A 13161-nucleotide genomic window follows, 5' to 3' on the forward strand; every position below is an offset into this window, starting at 1 on the left:
CAAATGTGGGTCTAATGTTATGAGAAGCTTGCAAAGATAGGTTTTTCTCCTATATTTGTAATCAAACAGCTTATTTGTAATCAATTTGCCAGGTTCTGCGTTTTAGCAATATAATCGGTCCCTAAAACCTTTTATCAAAACAACACCATGAAAGTGCTTCATACCTTCAAATACCTGAGTTTACTGGCCGTGGTTGGCTTCTGGGGCTGTAGCTCCACGAAACAAACCGCCCAGAACGCGGGCGAATTTGATGACCTCTACGGGTCTTCCTCCGATGCGGCCGTCATATCATCACCCCAAAAAGAGAAACGATTGGCAAGTCGTCAATCAACCCAACGGTTTAACAACGGTACGTTAAACTCCGACCCGGAGTATTATAACGAGCAGACAGCCGCGCAGTATTCTGACGATGAGTACTACAGCGAAATTTCGGCCCGCAAGGTAACCCGGGGCATTTCGCCCGATCCAGGCTGGAATACCGATAACGCTTATACCGACGGATTCTCCAACGGCTACAACATGGCCATGATGAATTCAGGCTGGAACCGCTGGGGCTGGAACAGTCCTTTTTACGGCGGTTTGAGTCTGGGCATTGGAATGGGGATGGGAATGTCGCCCTGGGGCTTCAACCGCTTTTACAGCCCGTTCTATAGTCCATTTGGATACAGCCCCTTTGGTTTCGGTGGCGGCTATGCTTACAGTCCTTTTGGCTACGGTGGTGGCTTCTACGATTCGTTTTACTCACCATTCGGTTACGGCAACGGCTTCTACAATCCTTATTCGTACGGTTTCGGAGGTTATGGTCGTAATGTGGTTGTCGTAAACAATTACAACAACATAGGAGCCAGCCGTAATGCTACGTATGGAGCCCGTGGTGGGTCGAGCCGTGATCGCTACAACGGCGATTTCGTCAATACCCCCCGGAGTTACAACAGCAACAATAATGGCGGTCGTCGGTCCGGTGAGTTAAACGCTGCGAACAACAACACCTACTACAGCCGTCCGAACACCTCAGGTTCTTCTAACAATGGTACCTACGGTGCCGGTCGTGCCAACAGCCGGGGTAGTGATTATTACTACGGAGGATCCAGTACCAGTGGCCGGGCTAGCGCCAACGACGCAGCCACGCCGAGCTACAGCGCTCCCAGCAATTCGGACTATTATGCCGCTCCACGTTCCAATAGCCGGGGCAGCTATACGCCTTCGTCTTCGGTCAACAGCGGATCACGGTACAGTGCTCCCCAGCAAAGCCGAAGCTATCAGGCACCAACCCGGAGCTATCAGTCTGCTCCGACCCGGTCCTATGAAGCTCCGACACAACGGAGTTATAGCCCGCCTGTGCAACGTAGCTATAGTCCGCCTTCACAACCCAGCTACAGCGCTCCCAGTGGTGGTGGTGGCAGCCGGGGCGGATCAAGTGGTGGCTACTCAGGTGGTGGCGGATCACGGGGTCCCCGGTAATTTCGACCTCTTACGACACGGTTAGCCGTGGCTATAGAAAATAAAAAGCCCGTCGATGTTACAATCGACGGGCTTTTTCGTTGTATAATCGTGACGGAATCGTAACCTATAGGTATTTTTTACCGTTGTTTTTAAACCAAACGGCTCCAGAATGCATCTATAGGTACAAATAGATTTATACACAAGTCCGGAACCTGTTTTCACTTTTAGCACACAACCTTTATGAAAAATAGCATCTGCATCGTGGGCTTGCTCCTGTACGCAGGCACAGCCTGGAGCCAGGCTGATATTTACGCCGGTGACGCGTTTCGGTATTCAGAAGTAACGCAAACCGGAACCGCCCGGATGCGAGGTTTGGGAGGCAATCACGTCAGCATTGGTGGCGACGCCAGTTCGACCTTCGGCAATCCGGCTGGGCTTGGTTTCTATAACCGTTCCGAAATTACGTTTAGCCCTTCATTCAACATTCTGAATGCCCAGTCGACCTACATCGGCACACAAACCACCAATACCAAAACGACGCCCAACATCAGCCAATTCGGGGTGGTATTAGCTGGTAACAAACAAAATGAAAACCGGCGCTGGCGCCGGACTGCGCTGGGAATTACCTACAACCGTCAGGTCAGCTTGAGCAATAGTTTTGAATTTCAGGCGCGCAACAACCGCAGCTCTATTGTCGATTCATACATTGTCGATGCCAATAACCGAAACCTGACTGGTGACCAGATCAATAATCAATACAATCAAAACACCAACGAAGCCAACTTTGCCTCAGCGGCTGCCTACCAGCTTTTTTTGATCAACGGGACGCCTTCTTCTACCAATCCGAATCAATCCGGCCCGCCCTATTTCCGCTACGATGCCACTGCGCCAACCCAGCAACTGAACACGTTCACCTCAACGGGGGCCAATTCGCAATGGACGATCGGATACGCCGGGAACCTGGACGATAAGCTGTACATCGGTGCCTCCCTCGGACTCAGTCGCCTGCGGTATGATTTCGAAAACGTATACCGGGAAACCGTTGTCGGCGGTGCCGTACTGGATAATTACAGCCAGATTGATAACTTCAGCGTTACCGGAAATGGCATCAATTTCTCATTGGGTTTGATTTACAAACCGGATCGCAACCTGCAACTGGGGGCGGCATTGACCACACCAACTTTCACCAGCGTCAAAGAATCGTTTGAGCAAACGCTCAGGGCTGTTGCCCGGGACCCAAACCTTCCCCTCGAACGAAATGAGGTTTTTGTCGTACCCAATAATTTTGATTACTCCCTCACCACACCCTTCCGGGCTTCCGGCGGATTGACGTACTTTCTGGGTTCGGGAAAAATTGGGTTCATTACGGCATCCGCTGATTATGTAGGGTACTCCGGCATGCGCGTCACCACCAATGTGTACGATGCGCAGGACAACAATGCCTTTAAAAACGATGTTCGAAGAGAGGTTCAGAATACCTACCAGAATGTAGTGAATCTACGGGCCGGTGCTGAAATCCGGGCGGGCTTGCTCCGTATCCGGGGTGGGGTTGCCTATCTGCCTGATTCGTATAAAGTGCAATTGAATAACATTGATCGCAGCCGGTTGCTGGTATCCGGTGGGCTTGGTTTCCGCACCGATCGCTTCTTTCTGGACGGTAGCGCCACCTACAATACCTTTAAATCGGCCTATACCCCATATACACTGCCCAATACGTCGGATTTTGCCTCTGCCCAGATTGACTCGAAGCTGACGACAATTACCCTGACGGCCGGCGTATTTTTTTAAAAAACATACCTGTGATCATGAAAAAAGCTTCCTGCTGTCGGGAAGCTTTTTTCGTTTGTAGTCAATGCTAATTTTTAGGTATTTCCCGTTGGTAACACTTTTTTAACCGCCCAATTAATCACATCCGGAACAATTTTAGCCCACTGGAGTTAAGTAGTATAATTAGCCTTACTGAGTAGCTGGTGCAGAGAATAGGAATAAACAACTGGCTACAAATCCAAGTAATCAATCACATTACTATTCATTTGTACCTTTTGAAAAAGCCTTTTACTACCACTTCTGAAACAGATCTGATTGAGGGCCTTAAATCGCACAGTCGGATTGCTTTCAGCGAACTGTATGACCGGTATGCCGCAACGCTGCTCGGTGTGATTACCAAAATCGTCAAGAACGAAACGGAAGCCGAAGACTTGCTGCAGGACACCTTCGTCAAAGTGTGGAAAAATATACACCGGCATGATCCCGCCAAAGGGCGACTTTTCACCTGGCTGCTCAATGTTACCCGAAACACCGCGTTAGATTACCTGCGGGCAAACAAAAAAGCCCCGCAGGTTGAAATTCCACTGGATGGTTATTTGCCGGGTATGAGCACGACACTGAATAATGTTGGCTACATCGGATTCAGTGACGCGGTGAACACCACGCTGGAACCCAAACACTGGCAAATTATCGAACTGGTCTATTTTCAGGGATACACCCAGCAGGAAGTGTCTGAACACCTCAACTTACCCTTGGGAACTGTCAAAACCTGGACTCGCCTGGCCCTCATTCAGCTTCGGCAAACGTTTCGTCGGGATCAGTTCGCCTTTCAATAGCTTACAGCGTTACGCCGTCATTTTCCTGAAGTTGCAGTTCAGGTTTTTTGGCCATTTCTTTCAGTTCTTCCAGTTTTTTCTTGCCGTACGCAAACCGGGTAATCGTCACGAACAAAACCGGCACGAAGAAGATCGCAAGCGACGTTGCCGCCAACATACCACCAAAAACCGTCCAGCCGATGGTTTTCCGCGCCACGGCACCTGCCCCACTGGCAAAAACCAACGGCAACACGCCCAGAATAAAAGCCAGCGACGTCATGATAATCGGGCGAAGCCGCAACTTGACCGCTTCGAGCGTTGCCTCCAGCAAATCCACCCCTTTATCGACACGCTCCTTCGCAAATTCCACAATCAGAATGGCGTTTTTGGCCGCCAGACCAATCAGGGTAATCAATCCAATTTGGGCATACACGTTGTTGCTGAGGTACGGAATCAGCGTCAGGGTCAGGATCGCACCAAAGGCACCAACCGGAACCGACAGCAGAACAGCAAAAGGGACCGACCAACTTTCATAAAGTGCGGCCAGGAACAAAAACACAAACAGGATGGACAATCCGAAGATATACACCGTGCTGGACCCGGAGCTGATTTCTTCCCGACTCAAGCCGGAAAAGTCGTAGCCGTAGCCCGCCGGAAGTACTTTGTCGGCTACTTCGCGCAGCGCATCGATGGCCTGTCCACTGCTATAGCCCGGCTTCGGACTGCCATTAATTTCAACTGAACGGAACAGGTTGTAGTGTGAAATCAGGGGGGCATTTTCAATCACCTGTGTTTTGATAACCGTGCTGAGGGGTACCATAGCCCCGGACCGGTTGCGAACAAAGTACCGATTCAGTTGCTGAATATCAGCCCGGTAGGCGGTGTCCGCCTGTGCCACTACCCGGAATTTCCGACCGTAAACGATGAAGTCATTGACGTAAATACTTCCCAGGTAGGTCTGCATGGTGGTATACACCTCGTTGACGTTGATGCCCAGCTTCTTGCATTTTTCCCGGTCCACATCGACCCGAAAAGCGGGCGTTTTGGACGTAAAATAGGTAAAAGCCCGCGCAATTTCCGGCCGCTTGTTGGCTTCAGCAACGAACGTCTGCACCACTTTATCAAACGCCCGCACATCGTCGGTACTCTCGCGCTGCTCGATTTCAAACGTAAAACCGGCCGTTTGCCCTAAACCGGGAATGGCCGGCGGCTGGATGACGACCACACTCGCTTCCTTGATGGGTGCAAATGCCCGCTGAAGCTTGGCAACGACCGAGTCGATTTGCACCGATTTGTCCTGTCGTTCATCCCACGGTTTCAGTTTCGTAAACACCGTCCCACTGTTCGACTTACTGGCGAATGTAACGGCGTTCAAACCTCCCAGGGCAGCAAAATGGTCGATATAGGGTTGCGTTTTCAACGTTTCCATAATCTTGTTCAATACTTCAAGACTGCGGGACGTGGAAGCGGCTTCCGGAATTTCGTAGGTAATGATGACCCGTCCTTCGTCTTCCGTGGGAATAAAACCGGTCGGTTTGTTTTTGAACAAAAAGCCGGTTCCGACAAACAGGCAGGCCAGCACCACCAGCACCAGGGGCGTGGCTTTGATCAACCGGTTTACGCCACTGCTGTATGAATTGCTCGTCCGCTCAAACCAGTTGTTGAATCGGAAAAACAGCCAGTTCAATCCTTTCGACTTCTCCGTTATCTCGGTTGGTTTCAACATCAGGGCGCAAAGGGCCGGCGTCAGCGAAAGGGCCACAAAGGCCGAAAGCAGAACCGAAACCGCAATGGTAATGGCAAATTGCTGGTAAAGCCGCCCAACAATACCGGGAATGAACCCTACCGGCACAAAAACAGCCGCCAGAATCAAGGCGATGGCGACCACCGGCCCGGATATATCACGCATGGCTTTTCGGGTTGCTTCTTTCGCGGAGATTCGCTCATGATCGATGTAATGCTGCACCGCTTCCACCACCACGATGGCGTCATCGACGACAATCCCGATGGCCAACACAAAACCAAACATGGTTAGGGTGTTGATCGTAAAACCGAGCGGAATGAAGAAGGCAAACGTACCCAGAATCGAAACCGGAATAGCCAGAACCGGAATCAGGGTTGCCCGCCAGTTTTGCAGGAACAAAAACACGACGATAATAACCAGAGCCAATGCTTCCAGCAGGGTTTCGACCACCTCATCGACGGAAACCTGCACCACGGAAACCGACTCGAAAGGCACCACATAATCAACGTCTTTCGGAAACGATTTTTTCAATTCCTCCATGGCCGCATAGACGCCCTCTGCCGTTGAAAGGGCATTGCTACCCGGTAATTGATACAGCAAAAGATAGGACGCCCGGTTGCCATCGACAAAGGAATTGCTGACATAACTGAACTTTCCCAACTGCACGCGGGCCACATCTTTCAGGTAGACGATCGACCCGGTTTCGGGCTTGCTGCGCACAACGATGTTCCGGAAATCCTCTTCCTTGCTCAATCGGCTGTTCGTAAAAACCGTGTATTCAAACGCCTGGGAAGATTGCTGTGGGGGGGCACCGATCGACCCGGCTGCGACCTGAAGGTTTTGCTCCTGCAAGGCCGCCACCACATCGGCAGGCGTCATGCCCAACTGCGCGATTTTGTCCGGTTGCAACCAGATCCGCATACTGAAATCATCCGCACGGGAGAAAATATCACCGACCCCTTCCACCCGCAGCAGCGCATCCCGGATGAAAATATTGGCGTAGTTATCCAGAAAAGAAACACCGTGGGTTTTGTTGGGCGAATAAATCGCTACCAGCATGAACAAACTCGGATTCCGCTTGCGAACCGTCAAACCGAGACGCGTTACTTCCGAAGGCAATTGGGGCTGGGCAATGCCGACCCGGTTTTGGACGTCGAGTGCGGCAATGTTCACATCCGTTCCGACGTCGAACGTTACGTTCATGGTCATCCGGCCGTCACTGGTGCTGTTGCTTTGCAGATACAGCATGTTGGGCGTCCCGTTCACCTGTGTTTCGATGGGTGTCGCCACGGTTTGCTCCACCGTCTGGGCATCGGCCCCAGTGTAGGTTCCCGTCACCTGCACCACTGGGGGCGTAATATCCGGATACTGCCCGATCGGCAGATTCAGAATCGCCAGGATTCCCAGCAAAACGATGACAATGGAAATAACGATGGCCATTACGGGCCGGTTGATGAACGTATTGGCAAACATGTTTTAAAGCTGATTAACGGGTTTGACCGGTTGTTGAAGAGGGTGCCGTGGGTGCCTGCGCAACCGCAGTAGAATCACCGACAACTTTGACAACCGCCCCTTCCCGCAGTTTCTGAATTCCTTCTGTCACAATTTTATCACCTGCACGAATTCCATCTTTGACAACGATGTTGGCTCCAATGCGGTTGCCCAGCGAAACTTTCCGTTGAGACACCTTGCTGCTGTCGCCGACCACATACACAAAATACTCGCTCATCTGCTCGGTCACGGCTTTGTACGGAATCAGCAGCCGCTGCCCCGATTCGCTGTTCAAAACACGGATGTTGCCGTTCATGCCCGATTTCAGCAGTTTCTGTCTGTTGGGAAAAAACAAGCGCACCTTCAGGGTTCCGGTCTGCGGGTCGATGGCCCGGTCGATGATCCCGATTTTCCCCGAAGCCTGATAAGGGGTTCCATCGGGCAAGACGAAAACAAAGGTCGAGTCAGTAATCTTCCGGTTTTGAAAACGCACGAAGCGGGCAATTTCGGTTTCATCGACCGAAATGTCGACGGCAATCGGATCATCGGACGAAATGGTATTCAGCAGGGTTTGTCCCGGCGAAACGGCGGCTCCCAGTTTCACCTGCGAAATGCCGATGGTTCCGGTCATGGGCGCTTTGATGGTCGAATAATTCAGGTTGGTAGAAACCCGCGAGACATTGGCCCGGGCGGCTGCCACCTGCATTTTGGCCGATTCGAGGGCCGCTTCGGCATTGTCGACCACCTGCCGGGCAATAGCGTCTTCTTTGGCCAGCGTGTTGTAGCGATCCGCATCTTTCTGCGCCCGGTTCAGGTTGGCCAGTGCCACGTTGACGTTGGCAACGGCTTCATCGTAATTCGCCTGGTATTGCTGTTTGTCGATTTCGTAGAGTTTTTGCCCCCGCGTGACAACCTGCCCTTCCGTGAAGAAAACACCGGTAATGTACCCTGTAATCTGCGGGTAGATTTCTACCTGATTGAGGGGCGTTACCGTTGCCGGATACTCGTCGTAATAAGTGGCGGTTCCCTGACTGGCGACGGCCACAGCAACCGCTGTTGGCGGAGGTGGCCCCTGCTGGGCTTGTTTTTTATCGCCCACGCAGGCCGTCAAAAAAACCAGCAAAACAACGGGTATGGAAAGCTTGAGTAAGCGACGGTTCATTCGAAATGATAGATAAAGACTGCGTTTCATATTTTCTGATTACTAATTCGGCACCGTGCCCAACGCCCGCTGAACATCCAGTTTACTGACCAATACCTGATACAAAGCATTGAAATACGTCAGTTGGGTGGTTCGAAGATCGTTTTGGGCGATGATCACATCCAGATAGGCCCGAACGCCCGAACGGTATTGCAACTGAATCACCCGGTAGACGTCGTTGGCCAGATCGAGGTTTTCCTGCAACGCCCGGTAAGTGGCCAGATTCCCCTTGTAATTGGCCATCGCCTGCCGGTATTCGGTCGTGACGGTGTTGGAGAGATTTGTCAGATCCCACTGGGAACGCTGCAGCTGCAATTCGGCAATCCGGGATTCCTGCACCCGCCGACCACCCTGAAAAATCGGCAGGGCAATGGTAAGTCCGATGAGTGAATTCGGGAAATTCCGGCTGTATAACTGGGCAAATTCGCTGTTCTGAAACACAAAATTGTAGTTGGCCGAGGCCGAAACCGACGGCAGATACGCCCAACGGTTATACAATACGTTGGCCTTCAGCAACGCCTGCTGGGTCCGCAGCAATTGAAACTCAATCCGGCTTTCGGGTTTGATCAGTTGGGTTGTGTCGATGTAGACTTCATTGGCGAGTTGCAGCGTATCGTAAGTCACTTTCAGCTCACCGTTGGGTGGATAGCCCATCAACTGCTTCAAAAGCTGGGCTTTCCCGCCGATTTGTTCCTGCGCCTGTTTGCGCTGCGCCCGTGAATTGTTCAGCGCAATGGCCGCCCGTTTGTAGTCCGTCCGATCGACCAAACCGCTTTTGTACTGATTCGTGGCGTCCTGCAAACTCCGCTCCAGCCGGACAATGTCACCGTCCAGAATGTCCACCTGCTTTTGGGTCAGGATCAGATCGTAAAAGGCTTTGCTGACGTTGACGGTTACATCGATCTTGTTATTAATCAGATTCTGGCGGGCCTGATCGCGGTAGGTATCGGCGGTGCGGCTGGCGAGCAACACATCCCGGTTAAAGAGATTCTGGCTGAGTGAAAACTGGATGTTCGAGAGATTGGCAACGCCCGTTGTGACGGGAATCCGTTCGGGAGAGGTTGGATTACTGAAATTTGGAAAAAGCGAAACGGGTAATTTGAGATACCGCTGCAGACTGTAATTCCCCGAAATTTGCGGCAACCAGCTCGACAACGCACTGCGAATCGTTCGCTCAGCAATCAACTGATCCAGTTCAGATTGCTTGATAACCGGCTGATGCTGCAAAGCATATTGGATACAGCTTTCCAGCGTAGCCTGTTGTAACGTAGAATCAGTGGATGGTTGCGAATACGAAAGATAAGACCCGAAACAAAGCAGGCAGGCAATCAGGTACTTTTTCGCTACGATCATATCAATATACGGCGCATTTTACCATTTAAAACCGCACTGGGGTAGTGCAAACTGTATAGAATACACATTGATTGTTTTAAATGGTTCCTGGAACCGGAAAAGATTATTGAACCGCCCGCTGCCTGGTAAGTTTATAAATACCCTTCAATCTGCTTACTTAGTTCTTCTACAGCGATTTCTCCGGGAACAATTAAATCCGCCTGTGTATAATAAATCCGGCGGTCATTATATTTCTGACGCAAATTTTCGAGTAAGGTAGGGTCCTGTCGGCTGAAAAGCGGACGGTCGTCCTGCGCGTGCCGTAACATGCGGTCGAGCAGGTGTTCCGGCGAAACATCCAGAAAAATACTGAATCCATTCGCCTTGATAAACGCCATGTTCTCGTGAAAACAGGGCATTCCACCCCCCGTTGCCACGACCAGCCGGCTGTTGGGCTGAATGGTATGCAAAACCCGGCTTTCGACTTCCCGAAAATAGGATTCTCCGTCGCTGCGGAAAATGGCGTTGATACTCCGTCCTTTTTCTTCTCGAACAATCAGTTTATCCGTATCGACGAACCGGTAGGCTAAATGCCGGGCCAGCCGTTTTCCGAGGGTGCTTTTTCCCGACGACGGCATTCCGACCAAAAAGATATTCTTCATGTACCACGCCCAGCCGGGCAATCACTTAGTTTTTAGTCAACAGCGCAAGCGCTTCCTCGGGAGTTGGCGTATCGGAATGGTGCCACTTGCCTTTCACCACCCCACCACTGATCAGCCACAAACCGGGGTTGGAGCGAACGATGGTTTTCAAAACCGTCGCATCGGCTTTATAGACCGGGACAGAAAGCTGGTATTCGTGCCGGAAATCATTGATTTCCTTGTCGCTCACCGACGTCAGAATCATCGGCATCACGTTTTTGTCCTCAACGCCTTTCAACAGTTTCCGGATAGCGGGCATGTCGCCAATGCTCAGATCGTCCAGTTCCCGGATAATCAGCATGAGCTTAGTGCCTTCAAACGTAGACTGCGTAAAGTCGCCTTCGTCGTTCCAGACCCGGTAATCGGTGATTTTAGGCTTGGCCGATTCGTTCAGCAAAACCATTTCCTTAAATTTGTAGGTCGTGTCGGTGGGGTATTTTTCCAGTTCCACTACTTTTCCGTCTTTCTCCATTTTATACGAAAACCGCAACGGTTCCGAGGGCTGCATCTGGGTCGGAATGCTTTTTCCGACGGCATAAGGCAGTAAATCGAGCGGGGGTAAATGTTGAATGGCGAAGACGCCAATCCCGATTGAAACCACGGTGGCCATTCCGACCAGAAAACCGGTGGGCGTGTTGCGGAAAACTTTCCGTTGCCAGATAATAACCAGGATCAGCACCAGCAGGAAAATGTCTTTGCTGAACGAGGTCCACGGTTTTAGCTTGATGGCATCACCAAAACAGCCGCAATCGGTCACTTTGTTGAAATAGGCCGAATAGAAGGTTAAAAAGGTAAAAAACACGATCAGGGCCAGCAGCACCCAGGAGGTGAACCTAATCCGGTACGAAAGCAGCAATGCTACCCCCAGCACCACTTCGGCCGCACAAAAAATGACCGATAGAATGAGCGTGAAAGGGATCAGACCGTGAAAAAAGCCCGCCAGCGACGGCACATCCAGCGCAAAAACTTCGAAATATTCGGTGAATTTAATCTGGGTGCCAACCGGGTCGTTGATCTTGATCAAGCCCGAAAAAATAAAGATGGCTCCAACCATGAAACGGGCGGTTTGGGCCAGAATACGCTGCCAGAGTGCGGTTTTTCGGACGGGTGTGGCCCGGACTTTACTGGTGTTCATCGAGGTACAGAGGTTTCTACTACATCTAGTTTTATCAAACAGAACACGGCATAGTTGATTATGTCCATGTAGTTTGCGTCGACGCCTTCCGAAATCAGGGTTTGTCCTTGGTTGTCTTCAATTTGTTTCGTGCGAAGCAGTTTCATCAGGATAATATCGGTCATCGAGCTGACCCGCATTTCGCGCCAGGCTTCACCGTAATCATGGTTTTTGGCAAACAACAAGGCCATGACATTACTCACCTGCCGGTCATACAAGGCCATGAGTTCGTCCACCGGGACCTCCATCTGGTCGCTGTCGGCCAGCTCCAGTTGAATCAGAGCCATGACGCAGTAGTTGATGATGCCCATAAATTCCGGGATCACCCCTTCCGCGACGCGCTGCGTCTGGAGTTCCTGTAAAGTCCGAATCCGTTGCGCTTTGATATAAATCTGGTCCGTGATGGAGGGCAGTCGAAGAATGCGCCAGGCCGTACCGTAGTCTTTATTCTTTTTCTGGAAAACCTCTTTGCAGAGTTGAATGACTTGCCGATATTGAGCTTCGGTTTGCAACATACGTTGGAATCTTCAGTTATCAGTCTTCAGGAGCCACTCGTTTTCTACAGATGACTGAAGAAAGGCAACCGATGACTACCCACTAATTTCATGCCGAAAGTTAAGAAAAAAACGCTCAATCTCCGGGGAAATGTTCTGGACCTGACCACACCCGTAGTAATGGGAATCCTGAACATCAACGCCGATTCGTTCTACGCCGGTAGCCGCATTCTTTCTGTCGATCAGGCGGTTGAGCGGGCAGAAGCCATGCGTTCCGAAGGCGCTTCCCTGCTTGATATTGGCGGTTATTCGACCCGCCCGGGTGCGGCAGATATTAGCGAAGAGGAGGAAATAAACCGGGTTTTACCCATTATCGAAGCCCTGGTCCGTCACATTCCGGATGTGTGGATTTCGGTGGACACCTTTCGCTCCTCGGTCGCACGGCAGGCTGTTGAAGCGGGTGCGGTACTGATCAACGATGTTTCGGGGGGCACCCTGGATTTGCAGATGTTCGAAACCGGCGCCGGATTGGGCGTTCCGTACGTCCTAATGCACATGCGCGGAACTCCGCAGACGATGACCCGGCACACGGTTTACAACGATCTGGTGCCGGATGTTCTGTTCGAGTTGCAGCAACAATTGGCGACGTTGCGGACCCTGGGGCAGAAAGACGTGCTGATCGATCCCGGTTTTGGATTCGCCAAAACACCACAGCAGAACTTCCAGCTTCTGAATCAGTTGGAAGCGTTTCAGACATTCGACGCGCCGGTGCTGGTCGGACTGTCGCGCAAATCGACCATCTGGCGTACCCTGAACATTCAGCCCGAGGATGCGTTGAACGGAACAACGGTTTTGAATACGCTGGCCCTGACCAAAGGGGCCGACATTTTACGGGTCCATGACGTGCGGGAAGCAATGGAAGCCATTACACTGGTTTCAAACTGTCAGCCAGCCTGATTAATACGACCGCTTGTACCCAACTATAAAAAGAGACGTGCT

10 protein-coding genes are annotated in these 13161 nt (G+C 51.4%); 4 read left to right on the forward strand and 6 right to left on the reverse strand.

The annotated features are described in order from the left end of the window. Positions 1-147: 147 nt before the first annotated feature. The 3 genes from FH871_RS24900 (at position 148) to FH871_RS24910 (ending at position 4046) form a co-directional block, all read left to right on the forward strand. Positions 148-1461 (forward strand): hypothetical protein, encoded by a 1314-nt coding sequence (locus FH871_RS24900; RefSeq protein ID WP_138994134.1) that lies wholly within the window; start codon positions 148-150, stop codon positions 1459-1461. A gap of 222 nt (positions 1462-1683) precedes the next feature. Continuing rightward, entirely contained in the window at positions 1684-3231 is a 1548-nt protein-coding gene (locus tag FH871_RS24905) for a hypothetical protein (protein ID WP_138994135.1), read from the forward strand. A gap of 254 nt (positions 3232-3485) precedes the next feature. Next, a complete protein-coding gene (locus FH871_RS24910) occupies positions 3486-4046 on the forward strand; it encodes an RNA polymerase sigma factor (RefSeq protein ID WP_171062944.1) in 561 nt (186 codons plus the stop codon). A gap of 1 nt (position 4047) precedes the next feature. On the opposite strand, the gene FH871_RS24915 is transcribed toward FH871_RS24910, so the two are convergent. The 6 genes from FH871_RS24915 to FH871_RS24940 form a co-directional block, all read right to left on the reverse strand. Then, a complete protein-coding gene (locus tag FH871_RS24915; protein ID WP_138994137.1) occupies positions 4048-7242 on the reverse strand; it encodes an efflux RND transporter permease subunit in 3195 nt (1064 codons plus the stop codon). Positions 7243-7255: 13 nt separating this feature from the next. Beyond that, a complete protein-coding gene (locus FH871_RS24920; RefSeq protein ID WP_138994138.1) occupies positions 7256-8422 on the reverse strand; it encodes an efflux RND transporter periplasmic adaptor subunit in 1167 nt (388 codons plus the stop codon). 42 nt (positions 8423-8464) lie between these two features. Continuing rightward, positions 8465-9814, reverse strand: a complete 1350-nt coding sequence (locus FH871_RS24925; protein WP_138994139.1) for a TolC family protein — start codon at positions 9812-9814, stop codon at positions 8465-8467. Positions 9815-9945: 131 nt separating this feature from the next. Next, positions 9946-10455: a shikimate kinase gene (locus tag FH871_RS24930; RefSeq protein ID WP_138994140.1), complete on the reverse strand. Its 510-nt coding sequence runs from the start codon at positions 10453-10455 to the stop codon at positions 9946-9948. A gap of 25 nt (positions 10456-10480) precedes the next feature. Further along, positions 10481-11629, reverse strand: a complete 1149-nt coding sequence (locus FH871_RS24935) for a BT_3928 family protein (protein WP_138994141.1) — start codon at positions 11627-11629, stop codon at positions 10481-10483. Beyond that, entirely contained in the window at positions 11626-12183 is a 558-nt protein-coding gene (locus FH871_RS24940) for a DUF1599 domain-containing protein (RefSeq protein ID WP_138994142.1), read from the reverse strand. The genes FH871_RS24935 and FH871_RS24940 overlap by 4 nt, the downstream gene beginning before the upstream one ends. 90 nt (positions 12184-12273) lie before the next feature. Between FH871_RS24940 and folP the strand changes: the two genes are divergently transcribed. After that, positions 12274-13119 (forward strand): dihydropteroate synthase, encoded by an 846-nt coding sequence (folP, locus tag FH871_RS24945; protein ID WP_138994143.1) that lies wholly within the window; start codon positions 12274-12276, stop codon positions 13117-13119. The last annotated feature ends 42 nt before the right edge of the window (positions 13120-13161 follow it).

The sequence above is a fragment of the Larkinella sp. C7 genome, assembly GCF_006149005.1.
Lineage (GTDB): Bacteria > Bacteroidota > Bacteroidia > Cytophagales > Spirosomataceae > Larkinella.